24 protein-coding genes, 2 tRNA genes and 1 other annotated feature are annotated in these 24,716 nt (G+C 43.7%); of the genes, 23 read left to right on the forward strand and 3 right to left on the reverse strand.

The window, feature by feature from the left end; translation table 11 throughout:
* Positions 1-203 precede the first annotated feature (203 nt).
* The 3 genes from ACKVDP_RS08750 (at position 204) to ACKVDP_RS08760 (ending at position 3,188) form a co-directional block, all read left to right on the forward strand.
* A complete protein-coding gene (locus tag ACKVDP_RS08750; protein ID WP_409228443.1) occupies positions 204-1,397 on the forward strand; it encodes a quaternary amine ABC transporter ATP-binding protein in 1,194 nt (397 codons plus the stop codon).
* Positions 1,390-2,229: an ABC transporter permease gene (locus tag ACKVDP_RS08755; RefSeq protein ID WP_409228444.1), complete on the forward strand. Its 840-nt coding sequence runs from the start codon at positions 1,390-1,392 to the stop codon at positions 2,227-2,229. The genes ACKVDP_RS08750 and ACKVDP_RS08755 overlap by 8 nt, the downstream gene beginning before the upstream one ends.
* A 65-nt stretch (positions 2,230-2,294) precedes the next feature.
* Entirely contained in the window at positions 2,295-3,188 is an 894-nt protein-coding gene (locus tag ACKVDP_RS08760; RefSeq protein WP_409228445.1) for a glycine betaine ABC transporter substrate-binding protein, read from the forward strand.
* A gap of 49 nt (positions 3,189-3,237) precedes the next feature.
* Here ACKVDP_RS08760 and ACKVDP_RS08765 read toward each other — a convergent pair whose 3' ends face one another.
* From ACKVDP_RS08765 to phoU, 3 genes are read right to left on the reverse strand one after another with little or no spacing between them, the layout of a single operon-like run.
* Complete coding sequence (locus tag ACKVDP_RS08765) at positions 3,238-4,296, reverse strand: sensor histidine kinase (protein WP_409228446.1); 1,059 nt, start codon at positions 4,294-4,296, stop codon at positions 3,238-3,240.
* Positions 4,297-4,968, reverse strand: a complete 672-nt coding sequence (locus ACKVDP_RS08770; protein ID WP_409228447.1) for a winged helix-turn-helix domain-containing protein — start codon at positions 4,966-4,968, stop codon at positions 4,297-4,299.
* A gap of 5 nt (positions 4,969-4,973) precedes the next feature.
* Positions 4,974-5,624 (reverse strand): phosphate signaling complex protein PhoU, encoded by a 651-nt coding sequence (gene phoU / locus ACKVDP_RS08775; RefSeq protein WP_409228448.1) that lies wholly within the window; start codon positions 5,622-5,624, stop codon positions 4,974-4,976.
* A gap of 227 nt (positions 5,625-5,851) precedes the next feature.
* On the opposite strand from phoU, the gene rpsF reads away from it, so the two are divergent.
* From rpsF to ACKVDP_RS08875, 20 genes are all read left to right on the forward strand, one after another.
* Positions 5,852-6,136, forward strand: a complete 285-nt coding sequence (gene rpsF, locus ACKVDP_RS08780; protein WP_409228449.1) for a 30S ribosomal protein S6 — start codon at positions 5,852-5,854, stop codon at positions 6,134-6,136.
* A 19-nt stretch (positions 6,137-6,155) separates the two neighbouring features.
* Positions 6,156-6,587, forward strand: a complete 432-nt coding sequence (locus tag ACKVDP_RS08785; RefSeq protein WP_409228450.1) for a single-stranded DNA-binding protein — start codon at positions 6,156-6,158, stop codon at positions 6,585-6,587.
* Positions 6,588-6,604: 17 nt separating this feature from the next.
* On the forward strand, positions 6,605-6,829 hold the full coding sequence (gene rpsR, locus ACKVDP_RS08790) for a 30S ribosomal protein S18 (protein WP_409228451.1): 225 nt from the start codon (positions 6,605-6,607) through the stop codon (positions 6,827-6,829).
* Between the two features lie 139 nt (positions 6,830-6,968).
* On the forward strand, positions 6,969-7,934 hold the full coding sequence (locus ACKVDP_RS08795; RefSeq protein ID WP_409228452.1) for a DUF2232 domain-containing protein: 966 nt from the start codon (positions 6,969-6,971) through the stop codon (positions 7,932-7,934).
* A 10-nt stretch (positions 7,935-7,944) separates the two neighbouring features.
* Complete coding sequence (locus ACKVDP_RS08800; RefSeq protein ID WP_409228453.1) at positions 7,945-9,939, forward strand: DHH family phosphoesterase; 1,995 nt, start codon at positions 7,945-7,947, stop codon at positions 9,937-9,939.
* Positions 9,936-10,382, forward strand: a complete 447-nt coding sequence (gene rplI / locus ACKVDP_RS08805) for a 50S ribosomal protein L9 (protein WP_409228454.1) — start codon at positions 9,936-9,938, stop codon at positions 10,380-10,382. Before ACKVDP_RS08800 ends, rplI begins: the two co-directional genes overlap by 4 nt.
* A gap of 12 nt (positions 10,383-10,394) precedes the next feature.
* Entirely contained in the window at positions 10,395-11,741 is a 1,347-nt protein-coding gene (gene dnaB, locus ACKVDP_RS08810) for a replicative DNA helicase (RefSeq protein ID WP_409228455.1), read from the forward strand.
* 148 nt (positions 11,742-11,889) lie between these two features.
* Positions 11,890-12,507: a GNAT family N-acetyltransferase gene (locus ACKVDP_RS08815; RefSeq protein WP_409228456.1), complete on the forward strand. Its 618-nt coding sequence runs from the start codon at positions 11,890-11,892 to the stop codon at positions 12,505-12,507.
* A complete protein-coding gene (locus ACKVDP_RS08820; protein WP_409228457.1) occupies positions 12,504-13,592 on the forward strand; it encodes a DnaD domain protein in 1,089 nt (362 codons plus the stop codon). Before ACKVDP_RS08815 ends, ACKVDP_RS08820 begins: the two co-directional genes overlap by 4 nt.
* Positions 13,585-14,565 carry an ATP-binding protein gene (locus ACKVDP_RS08825; protein WP_409228458.1) on the forward strand — a complete coding sequence of 327 codons (981 nt, stop codon included), beginning with the start codon at positions 13,585-13,587 and terminating at the stop codon, positions 14,563-14,565. Before ACKVDP_RS08820 ends, ACKVDP_RS08825 begins: the two co-directional genes overlap by 8 nt.
* Positions 14,566-14,584: 19 nt before the next feature.
* Entirely contained in the window at positions 14,585-15,604 is a 1,020-nt protein-coding gene (locus tag ACKVDP_RS08830) for a PTS transporter subunit IIC (RefSeq protein ID WP_409228459.1), read from the forward strand.
* Between the two features lie 15 nt (positions 15,605-15,619).
* Complete coding sequence (gene murI, locus ACKVDP_RS08835; RefSeq protein ID WP_409228460.1) at positions 15,620-16,420, forward strand: glutamate racemase; 801 nt, start codon at positions 15,620-15,622, stop codon at positions 16,418-16,420.
* Between the two features lie 44 nt (positions 16,421-16,464).
* Positions 16,465-16,632 (forward strand) — a binding site (T-box leader).
* 47 nt (positions 16,633-16,679) lie between these two features.
* Positions 16,680-17,954, forward strand: coding sequence for a serine--tRNA ligase (gene serS, locus ACKVDP_RS08840; protein WP_409228461.1), 1,275 nt, complete (start codon positions 16,680-16,682; stop codon positions 17,952-17,954).
* Positions 17,955-18,153: 199 nt separating this feature from the next.
* Entirely contained in the window at positions 18,154-19,161 is a 1,008-nt protein-coding gene (locus tag ACKVDP_RS08845; protein WP_409228462.1) for a TAXI family TRAP transporter solute-binding subunit, read from the forward strand.
* The gene (locus ACKVDP_RS08850) at positions 19,142-19,699 is read left to right on the forward strand and encodes a DUF1850 domain-containing protein (RefSeq protein WP_409228463.1); all 558 of its coding nucleotides are present in this window, start codon (positions 19,142-19,144) and stop codon (positions 19,697-19,699) included. The genes ACKVDP_RS08845 and ACKVDP_RS08850 overlap by 20 nt, the downstream gene beginning before the upstream one ends.
* On the forward strand, positions 19,696-21,777 hold the full coding sequence (locus ACKVDP_RS08855; protein ID WP_409228464.1) for a TRAP transporter fused permease subunit: 2,082 nt from the start codon (positions 19,696-19,698) through the stop codon (positions 21,775-21,777). The genes ACKVDP_RS08850 and ACKVDP_RS08855 overlap by 4 nt, the downstream gene beginning before the upstream one ends.
* Before the next feature lie 101 nt (positions 21,778-21,878).
* Positions 21,879-21,954: transfer RNA gene (locus ACKVDP_RS08860), tRNA-Arg, on the forward strand.
* Between the two features lie 21 nt (positions 21,955-21,975).
* The gene (gene tadA / locus ACKVDP_RS08865; RefSeq protein ID WP_409228465.1) at positions 21,976-22,422 is read left to right on the forward strand and encodes a tRNA adenosine(34) deaminase TadA; all 447 of its coding nucleotides are present in this window, start codon (positions 21,976-21,978) and stop codon (positions 22,420-22,422) included.
* A gap of 11 nt (positions 22,423-22,433) precedes the next feature.
* Positions 22,434-24,425: a molybdopterin-containing oxidoreductase family protein gene (locus ACKVDP_RS08870; RefSeq protein WP_409228466.1), complete on the forward strand. Its 1,992-nt coding sequence runs from the start codon at positions 22,434-22,436 to the stop codon at positions 24,423-24,425.
* Between the two features lie 76 nt (positions 24,426-24,501).
* Positions 24,502-24,593: transfer RNA gene (locus ACKVDP_RS08875), tRNA-Ser, on the forward strand.
* Positions 24,594-24,716: the final 123 nt, after the last annotated feature.

Below are 24,716 nucleotides of genomic sequence, written 5' to 3' on the forward strand. Positions count from 1 at the left end.
CCTTGACATTTTATAAAAAACATGTATAATAGTTAAATGGAGCCTCAAAGAAATTCTGTTGAGGTTTTTTATGACCAAATTCAGATATCTTGCATTGGAATCCCATGGATAATTAGGTTTGTGGGATAAAAATTGAGCAATCAACAAGAAATAGACTGATATATAATTGGAAAGATTAGATTTAGTTAGAACGGGGTGAATGGATGAAAAAGATTGTAGTTGAAGATTTGACCAAGGTCTTCGGGAAAAATCCCAAACTAGGGATTAAACTACTTAAGGAAGGTAAGTCAAAGGCTGAAATTCTTGAGAAGACTGGCATGACTGTCGGGGTCAACAGGGTATCCTTTGATGTAAATGCCGGAGAGGTATTTGTAATCATGGGATTGTCAGGAAGCGGAAAGTCAACCTTGATACGTCTGGTTAACAGACTAATTGAACCTTCCGACGGAAGTATATTGGTTGACGGTGAAGACCTGTCAAAGATGGACAAGAAAAAATTGATTGAAACCAGAAGGAAAAAACTGAGTATGGTATTCCAGAATTTCGGTTTGTTTCCTCACAGGACAATTATTCAGAACACAGGCTATGGACTGGAAGTTCAGGGCTATGAAAAATCAGAAATAGAGGAAAAATCCAAGAGGGCTTTGGAGATGGTGGGGCTTAAAGGTTATGAAGACCAGTATCCCAACCAGCTTTCAGGAGGAATGCAACAGAGGGTTGGTCTGGCAAGGGCTCTTGCAAACGACCCTGACGTTCTTTTGATGGATGAAGCATTCTCGGCTTTGGATCCACTGATCAGGAAGGATATGCAGGATGAGCTTCTAGAATTGCAGCAGTCAATGAAAAAGACCATACTGTTTATAACCCATGATCTTGATGAGGCACTTAAGATCGGAGACAGGATAGCTCTTATGAAGGATGGTGTAATAGTTCAAATCGGTACTCCTGAGGAGATAATGACCAACCCTTCGAATGATTATGTGGAGAAGTTTGTTGAGGACGTGGACAGGTCCAAGGTATTTACCGCTGCCCATGTTATGATAAAACCTGAAACAATACAGATCGAGAAGCATGGTCCAAGGGTTGCCCTTCAAAGAATGAAGAAGGCTGGAATATCCAGCGTATATGTCACCAGGAACAACAATGAATTATATGGAATTGTAACAGCCGAGCAAGCAGCACAGGCCGTTGACAATGGTATAAAGGACCTTGAGGATATTATTGAAAGGGATGTTCCAACAGTGCCACCAGACATATCCTTGAATGACCTGTTTAAGGTGATCTATGATACACCTATCCCCGTAGCTGTAACAGAGGGGAAAATTTTAAAGGGTATCATAGTCCGCGGAGCAGTACTGGCTGCGCTATCAGGAAATGAGGTGAATCTGGATGAATAATATACCACAAATACCCTTGGTAGGCTGGGTTGATGCAATGGTCAGCTACCTTAGGAGTAATGCAAGGTGGTTCTTTGACCCCATAAGTGATTTTCTGGGTACTTTTGTAGATATAGTAAGTGACGTATTGATGTTCTTTCCACCAATGGTATTCATAGCCTTGATGGTGATTATAACTATATACCTCACAAAAAAAATATGGGGACTTCCGGTATTTGTACTGCTGGGCTTGCTTCTAATCTGGAATCTGAACTATTGGGAAGGAACCATGCTGACATTGGCATTGATACTGTCAGCCAGCCTCGTGGCGATTGTATTCGGAATTCCACTGGGGATATGGATGGCTAAGAGCGAGACGGTTGAAAACGTAGTGAAGCCCGTTCTTGACTTCATGCAGACAATGCCGGCATTTGTATATCTTATTCCGGCAGTGTCCTTCTTCGGTATCGGAATGGTACCTGGAATAATTGCATCTGTAATATTTGCAATGCCACCAGTGGTAAGGCTTACAAACCTGGGTATCCGTGAAGTGCCAACTGAGCTTATTGAGGCATCGGATGCCTTTGGAGCGACTGGAGGACAGAAGCTGTTCAAGGTTCAACTTCCCCTTGCAAAGAACACAATAATGCAAGGTATAAACCAGACAATAATGCTAGCCCTTTCAATGGTTGTAATTGCATCAATGATCGGTGCGGAAGGTCTTGGTACGGAAGTTTACAGAGCCATTGGTAGAAACCAGGCAGGTCAGGGATTTGCTTCAGGTATTGCGATTGTAATACTTGCCATAATCCTGGACAGACTTATACAGGTAATGAACAAGAAGAAGTACTAAAACTAGGACAACACTTATTTCAATACGGAAATAAGTAATGATATATCTAAGGAGGAATTAAATTTATGTTTAACAGTAATTTTAAGAAGGTTGCATTGATTGCCATAGCAGTTTTTGCACTTGCTTTAGCAGGTTGTGCAAGCGATGGAGGAAATGGTGGAGAAGCGGAATCTCTTGGGGAATCACTAAACTACACCATTACAGGAATTGATGCAGGAGCAGGAGTTGTACGTTCAGCAGAGCAGGCAGTTGAAGACTATGGACTTGATTACACTGTTCAGACAAGCTCGGGAGCAGCAATGACACAGGCCCTGGGAGATGCGATTGCAAACGAAGAGCCTATTATTGTAACAGGGTGGAACCCGCACTGGAAATTCGCAGCCTATGATCTTAAGTATCTTGATGACCCAATGGGATCATTTGGTGAAGCGGAAGATATTCACACAATTGCAAGAATGGGTTTAAGTGAAGATATGCCAGAGGCGTTCCAAATACTTGACAATTTCTATTGGGAAGGTTCAGACATGGAAGATGTTATGGTAGAGGTCAATGAGGGAGCAGAGCCTGAAGATGTTGCAAGACAATGGGTTGACGAAAATCAGGACAAGGTTGCAGAGTGGACTGACGGAGTGGACGCAGTTGATGGAGTTGAAATCAACCTTGCATATGTAGCCTGGGATTCAGAAATCGCTTCAACTAACGTAATTGGTACAGTCCTTTCAGATATGGGTTTTGATGTAAGTCTTACCCAGGTTGAAAATGGACCTATGTGGGAGGCGGTAGCTTCTGGACAGACTGATGCAATAGTAGCTGCATGGTTGCCTGGAACACATGGAGACCACTATGAAAAATATGAAAGTGAATTTGAAGACCTTGGAGCAAACCTTGAAGGTGCTAGAATTGGTCTTGTAGTTCCTGCATATATGGAAATAGATTCAATCGAAGATTTGGTAGAATAATATAGACATTTAAAATGGTATTCCTTAATTGGAATACCATTTTTTTAAACTATTTTGGAAGCTTCACAGTTATGGTTGTACCATTTCCCGGGCTGCTCTTAAGGTTGATGGAACCACCATGGCTTTGGACAATGTGCTTGACTATTGAAAGTCCAAGCCCTGAGCCGCCAACCTTCTTGGAACGGCTCTTATCCACTTGGTAGAACCGTTCAAAAATCCGTGACTGATCCTCATTGGGAATTCCGATACCAGTATCAGAAACCTCAATAATGGCTTCGCCTGATGACGAAAATACAGACAAAGCAACCTTTCCGCCACTCTCTGTGTACTTAATTCCATTGTCCACCAGGTTGTATATAAGATCCTCTATCATCCTGCTGTCACCCTTTACCAGAACCGGCTCTCCTCTGAACTGGAGGTCAATATCCTTATCCTGTGCCCTTATCATAAGCTGGCGAATGATACCTTCTGATATGCCATCCAGCTGTAGCTCTTCAAACACCTGACCCCTCGGAGCTCCGTCAAGCCTTGAAAGGCTTATAATATCTTCGATTAGATTCAATAGTCTTGTGCCTTCCTTGTGTATTATTCCGGCAAATTTTATTGTATCATCCTTGGATGTTGAACCTGAAGCTATCATCTCCGCAAAACCATTTATGCTGGTCAGGGGCGTCTTTAGCTCATGGGATACATTTGCGGTAAACTCCCGACGGATTTTCTCCGCCTCCCTAAGTTCATTTATGGCCATGTCAATCTGTCTCTTCTGATGGTCAATGGTTTGTATAAATGGCCTCACCTCGGGATATATGGAGGCTTCCTGGACCTTTTTGCCGGAAAGGATACTTTCAATATTGTCCGTTGCCCTCTTTATGGGTGCAAGGATCATATGGGTCAACTTGCTGGAGAGAACGAACAGAATTACCAAAAGGAATACTAGAATACCTATCATTGCAGGTATCATTGCAATAAAAATCTCCCAAATTGATACACTTCCCGGGTTTGCAAGGCCTGAGTAATAGTCCTTGATCAGAAATGAAAGCACAACCTGGGTAACAAGCATGGTAATGGACATTATGGCTGCAAGATAAACGTAAATCCTCTTTTCCATCTAGAAATCACCTCCGAATCTGTAGCCTATTCCACGTACGGTCTGGACAGATTCGCCATTGTCTCCCAGCTTCATTCGGAGGGTTCTTATATGGACATCCACCGTTCTGGTCTCTCCCTCAAAATCAAAGCCCCACACCTGGTTCATTATCTTATCCCTGGAAAGTACAATTCCCTGATTTTCCATCAGATACTGAAGAAGGTCAAACTCCTTGGGGGTTAATATAATTTCCTTATCATCCACCATCACCCTGTGCTTCTTTGAGTCAAGGCATATTCCATGGAGACAGATCTGATCCAATGGTTTTCTTTGCCCTGACCTTCGGAGAACTGCCCTTATTCTTGAAATAAGCTCCATCACCCCAAAGGGCTTGTCCATATAGTCATCAGCACCCATATCCAGTGCCCGAACCTTGTCGAATTCACTTGTTTTGGAGGTGAGCATTATGACGGGCATGTCTGAGGTCCTAGGGTTTTTTCTCACCTTGGAAAGTATTTCATATCCATCATCTCCAGGCAGCATAATATCAAGGAGCAAAATATCTGGTATTGTACTGAAATCCAGCTCCTTACCGCTTTCAAAGCCCTGTGCCTCAAAACCCGCATTTTTAAGGGCATAGAGTATAAGCTCTCTTATGCTTTCGTCATCCTCCACACAATATATAAGACTCATTCCTATCAACTCCCGTTGTAATGGTCTCCTGTTATGGCATAGTAAACCCACTCTGCTATATTTTGAGCATGGTCACCGATTCGCTCAAAGTATTTTGCAATCATCATAAAGTCTATAGCCTGCTCACTGGAGCCTTTGTTTTCCCTAATATACCCAATGAGCTCCTCCTTAATAACATCAAAGAGATCGTCCACCACATCGTCATATAATATAACCTGCTTGGCCAATTCCACATCCTTCCTTACAAAGGCGTCAATGCTTTCCCTTACCATCTTGATGGTTGCATCACCCATTTGAGGGATATGAATCAGTTCCTTAAGGTAGGTCTGGTCTGCAAGCATAATTGTTATCTCTGAAATGTCTGCCGCCTGGTCCCCGATTCTTTCCATGTCCGTAATCATTCTAAGGGCAGTGGAAATCAGCCTCAGGTCACCCGCCACAGGCTGCTGGCGGAGTATCAGCTTCATTGCAAGGTCCTCGATTTCCCTTTCCTTGTTGTTTACTTCCCTGTCACCTTCTACAACCCTTCTTGCAAGGTCCACATTCTGAGTCTTCAATGCTGACACTGCAGCTTCAATGGAGCTTTCCACAAGGTTTCCCATGGATACTAGCTCCTCGTTGAGCATATCAAGTTCGTGATCAAATCTGCTTCTCATAAAAACCATCCTTTATTAGTATTTTCTGGTATAATTATAATACCCAACTGTAAAGATACCTCTTGCAATATGTAAAGTTTGTGTTAAATTTATTTATATAGGGTGGAATTTTCACCTGAAAATACAACAAATCATTTGAAATTCAGCCTAAGTTGTGTTATACTACTTTAGTGTTCCTTGCCCTATTAATGAAAATAGGGCCGATAGTCCATAGGGAGGTGAAATAAATGAGAAAATATGAAGCAATGGTAATCTTTTACCCTAATCTTGAGGAAGAAAAAAGAAATGCACTGCTTGAGAGATTCAAGAAGATAATCGAGGCAGGCGGTACAGTAACAACTGTAGATGAATGGGGAATGAGAAAGCTTGCATATCTGATCGATGATTTGGCTGAAGGATACTACGTACTGATCAACTTTGAATCAGGAGCGGATGTAGTCAACGAATTCGACAGAATTGCCAAGATTTCAGACGGCATTATGAGACACATGATCACTAGAGACGAAGAATAATCTAAGGACGGTGAGTATTTTGAATAATGTTGTTCTAATCGGAAGACTGACAAGGGACCCTGAACTTAGATATATACCAAATTCAGGAACTCCAGTGTCAACATTCACGTTGGCTGTAGACAAAAATCTTTCGAAGGAAAAGAAAATGGAGATGGAATCAAAAAATCAGCCTACCGCTGATTTCATAAGAATTGTCGTATGGGGAAAGCAGGCAGAGAACGTAGCCAACTTCCTAAACAAGGGAAAATTGGTTGGAATAAACGGCAGGATTCAGACTGGAAGCTATGATGATAAGGATGGAAAGAGAGTTTACACAACCGATGTTGTGGCAAGCAGCGTTGAGTTCCTTGAATGGGGAGACAACAACCAGAAATCATCAGGTTCAACCGGCTCGGACTTCTCCGATATCGACGGATTCCACCCTACCGACAATGATGATATTCCATTCTAATCAAGGAGGGGAAAAGGATGCAAAGAAGGTTTAAGCCTAGAAAAAAAGTGTGTAGCTTTTGTGCAGACAAATCAACACATATCGACTATAAAGATGTGAGCAAGCTTAAGAAGTATATAACTGAAAGAGGAAAGATTCTTCCAAGAAGAATTTCCGGAAACTGCTCAAAGCATCAAAGACAACTTACAATTGCAGTTAAGAGAGCAAGACAAGTTGCACTATTGCCATATAGCGCTGACTAAGAGAGAGGGAAACCTCTCTTTTTTCTTTACTGAGACACAAACACCATAACCAGGCTTTTATTTGTTTTGAAATTAATATATAATCAAGGGTAAGCATACTTTGGAAATGACATGTAATGACACTAGGAGCAGACACGAGGTGAGACTTTTGAAAGAAGACAATAAATGGGTTCAACCGGTAATAGAGGGAGCAGGAGCAGCTGCAGTTGTTGTATTGGTTGGACTGCTGTCAATATATTTTACACCTCTGGTACTTGCATTGTACCCAGTAGGTGCGGTGGTATATGGAATCAAGAATGGTGTCAACCCAGCAGCAGTTGTAATGACCATTGCATCCTTGATAATAGGTTTGGGAACTGGAGATTTCATAAATGGAATTATCCTGTTGATACTGTTTGGACCGTTGACCATAGCTCTTGCATACGGAATGAAAAGGAGAAGAAGACCTTTGCAGGTTCTTGTGACCGGATCACTGGTTTTTTTCACAAGCACCCTTATGGTATTCTACCTGGCTGATTCACTGACGGGATTGAGCATTATAAATCAATTGGAGAACACCTTTAGGGAGACCCTGTTCATCCAAGTTGATATGCTCAAGGGCATGGGCCTTAGCAACTATGAGATAGACAGCGCAAGGAGGATGCTTGAGGATGCCTACAGGTATATCATTTTGATCCTACCTTCCATTCTTATGTTTCTGGCTCTTTTTGTAAGCTATGCAAACTATGTTCTAACTGTGTGGATACTAAGGAAGCTTAGCATTGGAATACTTCAGATGCCATGGCTTCACAGGTTTACAGTGCCCAATAATTTTGCACTGGGAGTAATTGTAATGTTTATAGGAGTTTTCATTGGCAGAAGCTTGGATGGGACATATTATGACACAATATTTCTGAATCTGCTTGTCCTCGTAGGAGTTGTTTTCATACTTCAGGGACTTGCAGTAACAAGCTTCTATCTGATAAAGTGGAAAATGAATGCTTTCGCCAGAGGCTTGGTAATTTTCATGGCCATAGCATTTTCTCCCGTATTGACCGCCGTTTCTCTTGTTGGCGGCTTGGATATAGTCTTGGATTTCAGGAAGCTAAGAAGAAAACCCCAGTAGGAGGAAGAATATGAAATATAAAATATTTACATGGTCTGATACTAAGCTGTATCTGCTGGTAATAGCCCTTAGTGTACTAATAATGGCTCTGTTTCAACCAATAGTTGCATTTGTAATGGGGTTGGTCCTGGCTTATCTTGTGTACTACAATCACAGGAAGATTGATGAAAAGAACAAGGAAATCGCAAAATATATCGAGGGACTTTCCCATGATTTTGACTCAGCCGCAAAACATGCACTATTCAACATGCCATTTCCCATGGTATTCATTGACGACAATGGCAAGATCACCTGGTACAATACGCCATTTCTGACCCTCTTGGGAGAAGAGGAAATAGTGAACAAGTCCATCAGTGAGCTTGTACCGGATTTCAATCTTTCGGAGCTGATGAAGAAGAAGGAAAACGAACCAATGTCAATAAGCTATATGGACAGGTATTTTGAGGTATACCCGAACTTTTTGGAGGATAGGAAGACCTCTGGAAAAGGAAGCATAACGGTCCTCTATTGGGTTGATGATACAGACCATGTGGTGCTTGAGAAGGAGCATAAGAGGGAAAAGACGGTTGTAGCCCTTGTTGATGTTGACAACTATGACGATGTTAAGAACTCGACTCCAGATATTCACAGACCGATTGTACTTGCTGAGATCGACCAGCTTATCAACAGCTATTTTGGCCAGTATGGAGGAATTGTCAGAAAGTATGAGAACGACAAGTATATGGTTGTACTTAACCATGGTGCCCTTGAGTCCTTAAAGGGTAAGAAGTTTGACCTTCTGGACCAGATCAGGGATATGGATATGGGAAATACAATTCCAATTACCCTTAGTATTGGGGTCTGCCAAGCCGGGAAAACCCTGCTTGAATCCTACGAGAACGCCAGCGCAGCAATAGACATTGCCCTGGGTAGAGGGGGGGACCAGGCGGTTATAAACGTAGGCAACACATTTGATTACTACGGTGGCAAGTCCAAGGCCATGGAAAAGAGGAACAAGGTAAAGGCAAGGGTCATTGGAGATGCCTTGAGGCAGCTTATTGACCAGAACGAACGAGTATTTGTAATGGGACACAAGAATCCCGACATGGATTCCATTGGTTCCAGTGTGGGAATTATGAGAGCCATAAAAAATCGGAACAAGGAAGCCTATCTTGTACTTAATGGAGAGAACCCATCAATAAGAAACCTTATGGAAAGGATGAGAAATGATAGTCCTGAAATGTTTAAGAGGGTTATCGCTGGAGAAGATGCCGCAGGTCTCATGGATGAAAAATCTCTTTTAATTGTTGTGGACAACCACAAGCCAAGCCTTACAGAAGCTCCTGAGCTGCTGGAACTCACAGAAAAGGTAGTTGTTATCGACCATCACAGAAGAGGTGCTGAGTTTATTAACAATCCTGTTCTGACTTACCTGGAGCCGTATGCATCCTCCACATCAGAGCTTGTTACTGAGGTACTGACATACATGGGTGAGGAGACCAACCTCACAAAATTTGAGGCGGAGGCACTTCTTGCAGGAATAACTGTAGATACTAAGAACTTCAGCTTCCAGACAGGGGTCAGGACATTTGAAGCAGCATCTGTACTGAAAAGGGCAGGGGCTGATACCACGGTGGTCAAGCAGCTCTTCAGGGACGACTTCAGCACCTTTGTAAACAAGGCTGAGGTTATAAAATCCTCTAGGATCCTATTCGACAGAATTGCTATCGGAAGGCTTCAGAAGAAGATGGATGACTCCATACTCATAGCTGCACAGGCTGCAAACGAGCTCCTTAACATCAACGACGTGGAGGCGTCATTTGTATTGAGTCAGCTGGAGAACAAGATTCACATATCAGGACGATCCCTGGGAAACATAAGTGTTCAACTGATCCTTGAAAAGCTGGGAGGAGGAGGACACTTGACCAGTGCAGGTGCCCAGATAGAAAAGCTATCAATGGAGGAGGCTGAAAAGCTCCTTATAGATATCATAGATAAATATTTAAAGGAAGGTGAAAAACGATGAAAGTCATACTTTTGAAGGATGTTAAGGGAATGGGAAAGGCAGGTGACCTTGTTACTGCCAAGGACGGTTATTCAAGAAACTACCTTATCCCAAGAAATATTGCGATTGAAGCAACTTCTGACAACCTGCGGAAATGGGAGGAGTCAAAGGCCAAGGAAGCTGCCCAGAAGGAGCAGGAAATGAAGGAGGCCTTGGAGCTTAAGGAAAAAATCGAAAGCCTGACAGTAAGCATTAAGGCAAAGGGTGGAACTGAAGGAAGACTTTTTGGTTCAGTAACTTCACAGGATATTTCAACCAACCTGATGAAGCAGCATAAGATTGACATCGACAAGAGAAAGATAGAATTGAAGGACAACATAAAGACAACCGGTGTCACTGAGGTTGAAGTGAAGGTATATCCAGATGTATCCGCTACCTTAAAGGTGGATGTGGCTGCAGAATAAGAGGTGAATCACATGGAAACAGGTATTGGAAGAATACCTCCACACAGCATGGAGGCTGAACAGTCGGTAATAGGAGCCATGCTTCTTGACAAGGAGGCAATAAATACCGCAATAGAGCATCTTAGGGCAGATGACTTCTACAAGGATGCAAACAAGGAGATATATGAGGCGGTTCTTGTTCTGAACAACAGGAACGAGCCCGTTGACCTTGTAACCCTTTCCGAGGAGCTTAAAAGACGTGGCTCCCTTGAGGGAATCGGTGGGGTGACCTACCTTGCTAACCTCTCTGGAAGCGTTGCAACTACAGCTAATACAAAGTATTACTGCGATATTGTACAGGAGAAGTCAATACTCAGAAGATTGATTGGCTCCAGCAATGAAATCATGGGGCTTGCCTATGACAACTCGGACAGCGTAAATGCAATAATAGAAAGAGCTGAAAAGAACATATTCGACATTACCCAGGGAGCCCACAAGCAGGGCTTCCATCCAATAAGCGAGGTCCTCCTTTCAAGCTTTGCCCAAATTGAGGAGAGGGCTGCCAACAAGGGAGAGCTAACAGGGCTCACCACCGGGTTTTCAGACCTTGACCATAAGCTGTCAGGCCTCCAGAAATCAGACCTTGTCCTACTTGCTGCAAGACCGTCCATGGGAAAGACTGCCCTTGGAATAAACATAGCTACAAATGCATCCCTAAAGGGAAACGGCAAGGTTGCAGTATTTTCACTGGAGATGTCCAAGGAGCAGCTTGTCCAGAGGATAATCAGTGCAACGGCCCATGTGGACCTTCAGAAGATAATAAGCGGGAACCTGTCGGATGATGAGTGGATAAAGGTTGTCAATGCAATGGCCCCCTTGTCCAAGATGGATATCTACATCGACGATACCGCTGGGATCTCACTTATGGAAATGAAGGCAAAGTGCCGTAGATTGAAGGTGGAGAAGGGGCTGGACCTTATAGTCATAGACTATCTTCAGCTAATGCAGGCTGATGGACGAGTTGAGAACAGACAGCAGGAGATTTCAGCCATATCAAGGGGATTGAAAGCTATAGCCAAGGAGATGGAGTGTCCCGTACTTGCTCTATCCCAGCTTTCTCGTGCTCCGGAGCTGCGTTCAGACCACAGACCTATCCTTTCTGACCTTAGGGAGTCCGGTGCAATTGAGCAGGATGCAGACGTGGTAATGTTCCTGTACAGGGACGATTATTACGACCAGGAATCAGAAAAGAAGAACATCGGCGAGGTAATAATCGCAAAGCATAGAAATGGTCCAACTGGGCAGGTTGACCTTGTCTTCAAGCATGAGTACACAAAGTTTCTCAATATGGAGAGATACATGGAGCCAGGAAATGGCTAGGAGTCTAAAGAGAGCCAGATCAAACCCTAAATTGACACATTTTGACGCTGCGTGTATAAATAAACTAGTCTTTGATAAACTTAGGATTATGGTGTAAAATAACTTCGAGGGGAGACCTCGAGGTTATTTTTTTGGAGATGTGAGAATAATGATAATAAAAGGAAAAAGGGTTACCCTATCCCCCCTGACCCTGGAGGATGCAAAATCCATGAGAAGCTGGGGAGTGCATGAAACGGTGCTCTTGGATGATTACAACTTTCCATATGAAAATGATTCTGAAATAAAAAAATGGTTCAGATACAAGACATTTACCATCTGGAACAAGTATTACGGTGTTCACAACCAGGAAGGAAGGCTTGTGGGATACCTGGGAATAAAAAACAAGAGATTCATCAAGAGAAGTGCATATCTGGGAATAGTATTTGATCCGGATTACCTTGACATGGGCTATGGAACTGAAAGCCTCCAGGCATTCCTGCCTCACTACTTCAAGGATATGAGAATGAGGACCCTTTATCTTGAGGTGGCTGAGTTCAATAGGAGAGCCATCAGGGTTTATGAAAAGCTGGGATTCATTCAGACCCAATACTACACGGACCTGTTCCCTGTTGAGGGGGTTTCCAAGGAACACCCTGATATAATGGCATCAAAATCTTGTTTTGTATTTAAAGATGAAAAGATATATAATTATATCTACAAAATGAAGCTTACCAGGAAGAGGTATGAAGAGAGATTAAATGGGCTTGAGGGGATGATTGACGGATGAGTTTTATAATTGAAACTACGGATATGGATCTAGGGGATACTCCCATAGAGAATATATTTCTGAACGACTACATGCCCATGGCCAATGGAACCTATGTCAAGGTCTATTTGCTGGGCTATAAATATGCCCATGACAGGGACAATAGAATCGAGGTTACAAACAAGACCATTTCAAAGCATTTGGATATTCCCATGGAGGATGTTCTCAGAGCATGGGACTTTTGGGAGAACAAGGGGATAATCAGAAAAGAAGGAGCGGATGAGGTAGATTACAAGGTAGTATTTCTAAATCTGAAGCAGCTTTTCATAAAGAACAACCTTATGAGTCAGGGAAATGCACCAAAGGCAGATAAGCCTCGCGCCTCAAGTCAGAAGGACCTGATAGAGGCAAATCAGATTCCCATTATAAACAAGATGTTCAACAACATAGATTTCATGATGAGGAGACAGACAGCTCCAATGGAGAAAAAGCAGATTCTGTCATGGGTTCAGGATTACAATATGAATCCGGATGTGATAGAGAAAGCCTTCAGCTATGGGGCTGAGATGAAAAATAAAAGGAGCATTAAGTATATTGAGGGTATAATTAGAAACTGGTACGATCAAGGTCTGACGAATATGGATGCGGTTATGGAATACTTCAACAAGGTTGACCAGAAGTATTTCAGGTACCAGAAGGTTATGAAGTCAATCGGCCTGGAGCACAAGGGCGTAACTGACGGAGACCTGAACCTTATAAATAAGTGGTTTGACCAGTATGGTTATTCAATGGAGCTTGTGCTTAAGGGTTGTGAGGCCGCTAACAAGGTCCAGTATCCAACGGTCAACTACATTGACGGAGTGATAAGCGACTGGTATAGAAAGGGAGTAAGGAAGGTTGAGGATATTCAGGTTCTTGACAAGCCAGAGGATAAGCCCGAAAGAAAGTCCTACAAGACTTCAGGAAAGAAAGCCACACCTCACAAGACAAGATTCCACAATTTTGAGCAGCGAAGCGCAAAATACTCACCTGAGGATCTTGAGAAAATGGCGAAGAGAAAACGTGAAGCCCACAGAATGAAGGGAAACGGTGGTTCTGATGAATAATCCTGTATTGAAGGAGATACAACTAATATACGAAAAGAGAAGGGACAATGCCGAGAAGGATTTGAGAATGAGGCAGCAGGAGGTCTACAGAAAGCTGCCAAGGGTCAGGGAACTGGATGACGAGATCAGAAGCACCGGGCTTAAAATGGCCAAGAAGGTACTTCTAAAGCCAGATGATTCGGAAAAGGCAGCCAGGGAGGCTAGGGAAAAGATCGAAGCCCTTAAGATGGAGAAGGCATTTGTCCTGACAGAGGGGAATATCTCTGCAGACTATCTTGAGCCAAGGTATACATGCAACATCTGTAAGGACACAGGGTATGTTGATGATTCCAAAAGGTGTAATTGCATGAAGCAGCTTCTTATCAACAGATCCTACAAGATGTCAAACCTGGAAAACATTCTGCACAAGGAAAATTTCCAGAACTTCAACATAGACCTGTTCAGCCAGGAGACCTTTGATGGGGAAGAGCTTACCCCCAGGGAGAATATGCTGGACATATTAAGCTATGCGGAAGGCTTTATAGGAAACTTTGAAGAGAACAACGGCGAGAACCTTCTTTTCTACGGAACAACAGGACTGGGAAAGACCTTCCTGTGCAGCTGCATTGCAAAAGCCCTGCTGGACAAGAACAAGATAGTGATCTACCAGACTGCCTTCACAATCCTGGATATTTTGGAGAAAAGAAGATTTGGGAAGGGAAGCCGTGAGATATCAGACTATGAGTACGACCTGCTTTTCCAGGCGGACCTTCTGATAATAGATGATCTTGGAACGGAAATTTCAAATACATTTACAAATGCTGAGATATTCAACATAGTCAACACAAGGCTACTTGCAGGTAAAAAGACCATAATATCAACAAACCTTACACCTAATGAAATATCCGAGATATATACCGACAGGGTATTCTCAAGGATATTTGATAAATTCATACCCTTAAGATTCTTCGGAAAGGATCTTAGATGGGAATAAATTTAAAAGGAGTCGAATAATGGCAAGAAAAGCAACAGGTATACAGGACTACATTGTAAAGACACTTAACGGGATGGCTTTAGGGCTGTTTTCATCTCTGCTGATAGGACTTATCATCAGGCAGATTGGATTATATGGGGACATCCCATCCCTTGTATATTTCGGTAATGTGGCCCAGAGGATGATGGGGCCGGCAATTGGAGTGGGAGTGGCATACAGCGTGGGAGCTCCTCCCCTGGGGATATTTGCATCAGCGGTGGCTGGAGCCATAGGCGCAGGAAGCGTTTCCTTCGATGGAGCGACAGCAGTGATTGCGATTGGTGAGCCGGTTGGTGCCTTTGTCGCTGCCCTTGCAGGTGCCGAGTTGTCCAAGGTTGTGGCGGGAAGGACCAAGTTTGACATCATTCTGGTTCCGATGATAACAATCCTAGTGGGAGGCTTGGTAGGAAGCTACATTTCACCATACATAGCAGCATTTATGAATGGAATTGGTGCTATTATCAATCAGGCTACTGAAATGCACAGAATACCTATGGGAATAATAGTGTCAGTGATCATGGGAATAACACTAACCCTTCCCATCAGTTCCGCAGCCCTTGCAATATCCCTAAATCTTTCAGGACTTGCAGCGGGAGCAGCAACAGTAGGCTGTGCAGCCAACATGGTTGGCTTTGCAATAGCATCCTACAGGGAGAATGGGATGGGTGGACTGGTAGCTCAGGGACTTGGAACCTCCATGCTCCAAATTCCAAATATCGTAAGGAATCCCCTGATCTGGATACCATCAATTGTTGCTTCGGCGATACTTGGACCTGTATCCACCTACCTGCTTGAAATGAGAAGCAATTCCCTTGGAGCCGGTATGGGTACAAGCGGCCTTGTCGGGCAGTTTGCAATGATTGAGACCATGGGTGCAAGTGTATATGTTTTCTTGATGATTTTGATGATGCACTTTGTATTCCCCGGACTCATATCCTTTTCCGTATCCGAATGGATGAGAAAAAGAGGGTACATAAAAAGAGGGGACATGTCACTATAATTTAGGAGGAATTAAATGGAGAAACCTATTGGAGTACTGGATTCAGGTGTAGGAGGTCTTACAGTTGTAAAATCGATCCAAAAGATCCTGCCTCACGAGGACATCATATATTTTGGAGACAGCAAGAATGTTCCCTACGGAAATCGTGAAGAGGATGAGATTTTTACACTTACAATGGCAATGTTAAAGTATTTTGAGAAGAGAAATGTGAAAATGGTGGCCATAGCCTGCAATACCATTTCAACAATAGCAGATAGATTCAGGGATAAGTTCGATTTTCCCATAGTAGATATAATCACCCCAACGGTGAACCATATAGAGAATATGGGCATAGACAAAATGGTCATACTTGGGACTGACTTTACAATCAGGACAAAGGCCTATGAAAAACTATTAAGAGAAAGAAGAAAGGACTATGAGATATCCTCTGAAAGAAGTCCAAGGCTTGCTGAGCTTGTGGATAGAGGGGATTACAAATCCAGGGAGATATATGACACCATAGGAGGACATCTGGAAAGCATATCCCAGATGGGCAATTTCTATAATATTGTCCTGGCATGCACCCACTACCCAATAGTGGAGGATATATTCCTTGAGCTGGATCCAACACTAAACTACATAAATCCAGGCTTCCAGCAAGCCAAGGCAATGAGGATGATCCTTCACGAGAAGGGTATCCTTAAAAAGGAAGGGAAAGGATCTCTCCAGGTGCTCACATCCGGATCACCTGAAATTTATCAAATGGTCCTCAACAAGCTTGAAATGAGAGATGTTGGAGAGATAAAAACGGTGGAAATCCCACCATACCTTGAGTAAAGTATTGACATTGAACTCAGATATGCTATAATGGATTTTAATTAAATAGGGCAGTGAAGGGAAATAGTATGCAGGAAAGTCTTTTAGAGAGTCGGTGGCTGGTGAAAACCGTCAGATGGAATTGCAGAATCCGACCCTGAGCCTAGAAAATTCGAGTGAACCGCTGATGCGGTTAACTAGGGTGGCAACGCGGGTATACTCTCGTCCCTACTATTATGGGGACGGGGGTTTTTTTATTACGAACAGGAGGAGGAATAGTATGTTGGATATTAAGAGAATACGAATGGATGCACAGGAGGTCAAGGAAGCACTGGCAAAAAGGCATGGAGATTTCCCAATCGACAGGGTGCTTGAGCTGGATGAGAAGAGACGGGAGATCCTTGTTCATGTTGAGGAAATGAAGGCTGAGCAGAACAAGGTGTCAAAGGAGATACCAAAGCTTAAAAAGGAAGGCAAGGATGTAGAGCCCATATTTGCCCAGATGAAGGAGCTTTCAGAGAAGGTCAAGGAATTCGACGGTCAGGTAAAGGATGTCGATGAAGAGCTAAAGACACTGCTTCTTCAGATTCCAAACACCCCACATCACAGTGTGGTTGAGGGTGAATCCGATGAGGACAATGTTGAAGTGAGAAAGGATGGAACTCCAAGGGAGTTTGATTTTGAGCCAAAGGCTCACTGGGACATTGGAACAGAGCTAGATGTTCTGGACTTTGAAAGGGCCTCGAAGATATCGGGAGCAAGATTCAGCGTTTTCAAGGGTGCAGGTGCTAGACTTGAAAGGGCTATAATCAGTTTTATGCTGGACCTTCATACAGGTGAACACGGCTACACTGAAATGTCCACACCCTTTATGGTGAACAGGGACAGCATGATAGGAACGGGCCAGCTGCCAAAGTTTGAAGAGGACATGTTCCACGTGCCAAGCAAGGACTTCTTCCTTGTGCCAACAGCTGAGGTTCCCCTGACAAATCTCCTGAGAGATGAAATACTCACTGAGGATCAGCTGCCTGTATACTACACAGCCTACACACCATGCTTCAGGCAGGAGGCCGGTTCAGCAGGGAGGGACACCAGGGGACTCATCAGGAACCACCAGTTTGACAAGGTGGAGATGGTAAAGTTTGCCCATCCGGACAAGTCCTATGACGAGCTTGAGACACTAACCAACAATGCCGAAGAGGTCCTTAAGAGGCTGGGAATCCCATACAGGGTTGTAATGCTTAGTACAGGAGACCTTGGATTCTCTTCAGCAAAGACATATGATGTGGAGGTATGGATGCCTAGCTACAACAGGTATGTTGAAATTTCAAGCTGCAGCAACTTCGAGGACTTCCAGTCCAGAAGAGCCAATCTTCGATTTAGAAGAGAGGACAGCGGAAAGGTTGAATATCTTCATACACTAAACGGTTCAGGTCTTGCAGTGGGAAGAACCTTTGCAGCCATACTGGAGAACTTCCAGCAGGGAGACGGATCTGTAATCATTCCTGAAGTCCTTAGAAAATACATGGGCGGGATGGAAAAACTTGAGAAATAGAATGATATGGTCCGAAGATGAAATCTTCGGACTATTCCACTTTTTGAATCTGTAAATGTTATAAACATCAGATTCAAGAACGATTAGACAAAATTTTAGTGGATTATCACTTGAAATTGAGTTATAATGTATTTACAAGTTGTCCAAATAGTCAGAATCGGACAATTGGAAAAGATGAAAATCAAAAAGGGGGATGAGTATGAACAAAAAGACATTATCATTATGGTTGGTATTTATACTGACTCTATCACTTATGGTAGGTTGCTCACCAGCAGCAGAGGAACCAGCCGGAGAAGAGCCTGGTGGAGAAGCTCCAGCAGAGAACGTGTTTATATCTGTAGCTACTGGAGGAACAGGCGGTACTTACTATCCACTTGGTGGAGCAATTGCTAAAATCTTCAACGAGAATATTCCTGGAGTAAATGCAAATGCACAGTCAACTGGAGCATCAGCTGAGAACGTTAACCTTGTTGCTCAAGGCGAAGCGGAACTTGCTTTTGTACAGAATGATGTTACTTATTATGCATTCACGGGAACAGAGACCTTTGATGGTCAGGAGCCAATAACAAACATCAGAGGAATGGCAATGCTTTACCCTGAGGTTATTCAGGTTATTGCTACAGCTGACTCAGGCATCACAAGCATCGAGGACCTTGCAGGAATGAAGGTTGCAGTTGGAGCTCCTGGATCAGGAACTGAGGTAAATGCTAGACAGATTCTTGCAGAATACGGAATGACTTATAGTGATCTTGGAAAAGCTGACTACCTTTCATTCAATGAAGCTGCTGACCAGCTTAAGAACAAGCAGGTAGACGCTGCATTCGTAACAGGTGCACTTCCAACATCAGCTGTAACTGAGGTAACTCAAACTGCGGATATCGTAGTAGTTGCAATGGACTCTGCAAAAATAGCTTCATTGGCAGAGAAATATCCATTCTACACCGAAGTATCAATTCCTGGAGACAGCTACAAGGGTATGACCGGAGATGTTACATCGGCAGCAGTAATGGCAATGCTTATAGTACCAGAGGATCTTAGCGAGGACTTGGTTTACAACATGACTAAGAGCATGTTCGAGCAAAGACAGGTTATCATCGATACACATGCAAGAGGAAATGACATTAAGCTTGAAACTGCATTGGCAGGTATGCCAATAGACCTTCATGCAGGTGCTCAGAAGTACTACGATGAGCAGGGCATCCAGTAGGAAAGAATTCAATGGAAAAGGTACTGATAGTATCAGTACCTTTCCCTTATTAAAGAGGATTTTGGCAGTGGTCGTGTCTCTAATGGCGATTGGCATGATGCTTTATCCCATTGAGGTTCTAAGGGCGTCTGATGCAAGAAGCGGAGAGTATCTGAGTTCATGGTGGCCGAGGGAGGACAAGTCCTTCACAATCAAGTATATACATTCCGTTGAACGGACACCTGTATGGGAGATGTATAAGATTGAAGAGGGAGAGATTGTACTTAAGGAAACCGTTTTTCAGTCCTACGGTGCTGGACTTCCAGCAACTAGTCCCTATGACTTTGATATTGTTGAGGATGGGTTTAGACTGTACAACATTGACCAAAAAATGACAAACCTCGTTTACAGAACTGGAGCAGTAAGGGCAAATCACGAGCTTATGGTAGGGGAAAGAACATACCTTTTCGTTGAATTCTCGGAGCCTACCGAAGGAGTAAAATTTGAAACCCAAAGGACTCCAATCATAGTTTATTTGGCAAAGGAGGGGTTTAAATGAATGACGACAAAAAACTAGACAATGAAAATCTGGAAGAAGAAACAAAGAATGAAGAATCTGTGGATGAACAGACAACTGCAGAAAAAGAAGCAGAGGGAATTGAAGATATTATTGATGAAGATGAAAACCTTGATGTAGACCTGTTGATGGAATCCTACGATAAGGAAGCGTCAAAGCTAAGAAAAATGAAGGGTGCGCTTTCAACGGTTGTCACTGTAATTGCAATAGCAATGTCAACATTCCACCTTTATACAGCAGGCTTTGGAACATTGCTATCCTATAGACAGAGATCGCTACATATTATTTTTGCATTTATAATTGGATTATTCCTTTATCCCGCAGGAAAGAAGTCAAGCAGGGAGAAACCTGCAATATTGGACTTTCTATTGATGGGGGTCGCAATTGTGGTGTTCGGCTACATATTCCTATTCCCAGAGCAGATGGCTCTCAAGGGTGGAAACGCTACCACATTGGACCTTGTGTTTGGTATAGCTGCAATTCTTCTTACCCTGGAGGTAACAAGAAGGGTAGTGGGTCCAGAGCTCCCAATCGTTGCAATTGTGTTCCTTAGCTATGCATACTTCGGACCGCAAATGCCTGGGATTCTTGCTCATAGAGGATTCTCACTAACCAGGATAGTTTCACACATGTACATGGGTCTTGAGGGTATCATGGGTATACCTACCGGTGTATCAGCGACCTTTGTATTCCTGTTTATATTGTTTGGTGCCTTCCTGGACAAGACTGGCGTTGGAAAATTCTTTATTGACATGGCGTTTGGAATGACCGGACACCTTAAGAGTGGTCCTGCAATGACAGCTGTAGTAGCCAGTGGGTTCATGGGATCAATTTCTGGTAGTTCAGTTGCAAACACTGTAACAACAGGTGCATTTACAATACCTTTGATGAAAAAGACAGGATACAAGCCTTACTTCGCCGGCGCAGTCGAGGCAGCAGCTTCAACTGGCGGTCAGATAATGCCTCCTGTAATGGGAGCTGCAGCATTTATAATGGCTGAGTTTACAGGAATATCCTATCTTCAGATAATAATAGCAGCAGCAATACCTGCAGTATTGTACTACTTCGCAGTTGGAACAATGGTTCACCTTGAGGCATCCAAGCTGGGACTTAAGGGAATACCAAGGGAAAAGCTTCCCAAGGTAAGCAAGCTACTCCTTAGTAGAGGCTTCCTTCTGATTCCACTTGTGAGTGTTGTGTACTTCCTCATAGCAGGAAACACACCTACTCTAGCCGCCTTCAAGGCAATAATAATCAGTATGGTCGTAGCGGTTATAGCAACATTAATAAGAAGAGACGGTTCCTTTACCTTCAAGGATTTTCTAGGAGCACTAGAAGCAGGAGCCAAGGGTTCAGTTGGAGTTGCCTGTGCCTGCGCCACTGCAGGTATGATAGTTGGGGTTGTAACACTTACAGGGCTTGGACTTAGAATCGCAGAGATAATTGTAACGGTAGCTCAAGGAAATCTATTGCTTACATTGTTCTTTACAATGGTAGCTTCAATCATACTTGGAATGGGACTGCCCACAACTGCCAAGTACATCGTACTTGCTACAATGGCAGTGCCTGCACTAATCAAGCTTGAAGTGAACCTTTTGGCAGCTCACCTTTTCATTCTTTACTTTGGCGTGGTTGCAGACATAACTCCACCGGTTGCATTGGCAGCATATGCCGGTGCGGGAATAGCAGGGTCCAACTCCATGAAGACAGGTTTTCAGGCTTTGAAGATAGCCTTGGCCGCCTTCATAGTACCCTATATTTTCGCAATCAACCCAGAGCTTATAATGGTTGAGGAGATTGTTGGCACAACAGTTGTGTTTATGCCGTTTATTAAGGCACTTCCTGTAATACTTTCGGCGGTAATAGGAATACTCTGTCTGGCAGCGGCCGTCGAGGCCTACCTGATCAGAAGGACCAACATAATAGAAAGAGTTCTGCTGGCGGCCGCAGCCTTGATGCTGTTGAACCCAGGACTTATGACTGATGCATTCGGACTTGTGGTACTTGTAGGAACATATTTAATCCAGAGAATGCAGAACAAGAAAGAGATGGCAGCATAGGAAACAATGAACCGGGTTGTGCAAATACACAATCCGGTTTTAAAAATTGTTTGTAATGTTTGACAAAGGACAAAAATAGTTGTAAAATATCTTTGTGACTTGCACCCGTAGCTCAGAAGGATAGAGCGGTGCCCTCCTAAGGCATGAGCAGGGGTTCGATTCCTCTCGGGTGCACCATTTATGTAAAGGTGATCTAATATGGACGAAAAATACATGAAAATTGCATTAGATATCGCTAAGACCAGCACCTACGAAGTACCAGTGGGTGCTGTTGTTGTATACAATGACAAGGTCATAGGAAAAGGCTACAACAAAAGGGAGACAAAAAATGACCCCACAGCCCACGCTGAGATAATGGCCATACAGGAAGCCAGCAGGTATCTTGGTGGATGGAGGCTTGTGGACTGTACCCTCTATGTGACCCTGGAGCCCTGTGCCATGTGTGCAGGTGCCATTGTCAACGCAAGGATACCAAGGCTTGTAATCGGCGCCATGGACCCAAGACACGGCTGCTGTGGCTCTGTGGAGGACCTTGTTAGGCATCCAAGGCTTAATCACAGGGTGGAGATGAAGACAGGGGTTCTGGAAAAAGATTGTGCACAGCTCTTAAAGGATTTTTTCAGAGAGCTTAGAAGGAGAAAGTAGAGGAGGCCACAATGGACAAGAAATGGATCAGTACTGCCTGCACATTGGATTGCTGGGATTCGTGCTCAATAAAGGCCCTAGTTGAAGATGGACAGGTCAAAAAGCTTGTGGGGAATCCCAATAATCCTGTGACAGGGCGTTTTCTGTGCGAGAAGGGCTATAAACACATCAAGATGAGGAAGGGCAAGGAAAGACTGTTAAAACCTCTTATACGGGAAGCTGGAGTCCTTAGGGAAGCAACCTGGCAGGAGGCTCTGGACCTTGTTGCAGAAAAGATGAAACATCTGAGGAAGGATTATCCCACAACAGCCCTTCTATACATAAGTGAATTTGGGAATTCAGGGGTCCTGAAAAAGGCAGACCTGAGGTTTTTCAATGCCTATGGTGGTGTGACCATGCCAAAGGGCAGCCTGTGTGCAGGGGCAGGAGTGGAGGCACAGAGGTATGATTTCGGAAAGTGTCTTGCCCATGAGCCAACGGATTATCTCAACAGCATGATGATAATAATATGGGGAAGAAATCCTGTGACCACAGGACCCCATGTGATACCCTTTATCAAAATGGCCAAAGAGAAAGGCGCCAAGCTTGTAACAATAGACCCACTCCCATCTGAAACAGCTGCCATGTCAGATCTTCACCTGGCACCAAAGCCTGGATCTGACGGACTTATGGCAATGTATATGATAAAGGTCCTGATTGAGAACAATCTTGTGGATAAGGATTACATAGAGAAGAACACAATTGGCTATGAAAGTCTTAAAGTGGCTGTGATGGATCTGGACAAGGATCAGGTCTCAGAAACAACAGGAATTCACCATAAAGAGATTGAAGGCCTTGCCCTGGAGTATGGAAGTACTAAGCCCGCTGCCATAGTACTTGGCTTTGGAATCCAAAGATACTCCAACGGGGGAGATACTGTACGTGCAGTTGATGCTCTGGGAGCCGTAACAGGAAACATTGGACAGTCCGGAGGAGGGGTAAGCTATAATAACAGCGTATCAGAGGGGCTTATAGATGAGGACTTTCTGAAGGGAACGGGGCTTGCAAAAGAAAAGAGGACCTACGAAAGGCCTCTTCTCGGAGACTTTATCTTGACAGAGAAGAATCCTCCAGTACGGTTTATATATACAGCAAGGGCAAACCCTGTAAACCAGGGCATGGACACAGAGAAGATACTTAAGGCATTCCACTCAGTGGATTTTAAGGTTGCCCTGGATATGTACCTTACTGATACAGCAGCTGCCTCGGATGTTGTACTTCCAGTAAAGCATCCTCTTGAGGAGGATAACATCGTCATGCCACCTGCAAACCACAGCTATATAAACTACTGCAATAGGGTGGTTGAGGCTCCTGAAGGGGTTCTTTCCGAGCTTGAGATCCTAAATGAGCTAGCCATGAGATTGGAGCTAAAAGATTTTCCCATCATGTCCCAGGAAGAGTGGATTGAAAAAATCACAGAGCCCATGAGGGAAAAGATTGATTTTGAGAAACTGAAAGAGGAACCCATCAAGGTTCCTGAAGTCCTGGATATACCATGGAGAGATGGTAGGTTTTTGACCCCTTCAGGTAAATTTGAGTTTTATTCGGAAACAGCAGAGGAGGAGGGTTTTTCTCCAACAGCTGGATACAGGAGTCTTGAGACTGAAATTTCCAAGGACCATCCCTTTTACCTGATAACACCAAAGCTAAGGGGTTCACTGCATTCACAGCATTTCGCCCTTGAAGAAGGAGACCATGTCCCAACAGTCCATATAAACACCACAAAGGCAAATGAGTTGGGCCTTGATGAGGGTGAAACAGTAAGGGTATACACAGAGAAGGGCTCCTTAGAGGCCATCATAAAGCTGGATGGAGATATCCTGCCTGACAGGGTTAAGATATACCAGGGAGGTTGGGCCAGAAAGGGTGGAGGAATAAATAGGATCATTCCTGAACGATATTCAAGGATGGGGATGCACGCAGCCTACTATGAGATCGTATGCAGAATTGAAAAGGAATCATAAGCAGCTTAAAACGCTCCACTAAAGTTGTTTGCAAACTTATGAAATCGGCTGTATAATATTACTTGTCAACTGAATAGGAGAAGTACCCAAGTGGCTGAAGGGTCCGCTCTCGAAAAGCGGTAGGTCGGCACAACCGGCGCGAGGGTTCAAATCCCTCCTTCTCCGCCAATATCAACACTTATAGGGTGTTGATTTTTTTGTGTCATTTTTGATATGTTGACCAACTGTTGACCAAGTTTGATCAACATATTCTACCTCCAAATAGATCAGTTGGGACTAAATGGACTGGGA

Origin of the sequence: Gudongella ferriphila (assembly GCF_046224405.1) — a bacterium.
Lineage (GTDB): Bacteria > Bacillota > Clostridia > Tissierellales > Tissierellaceae > Gudongella.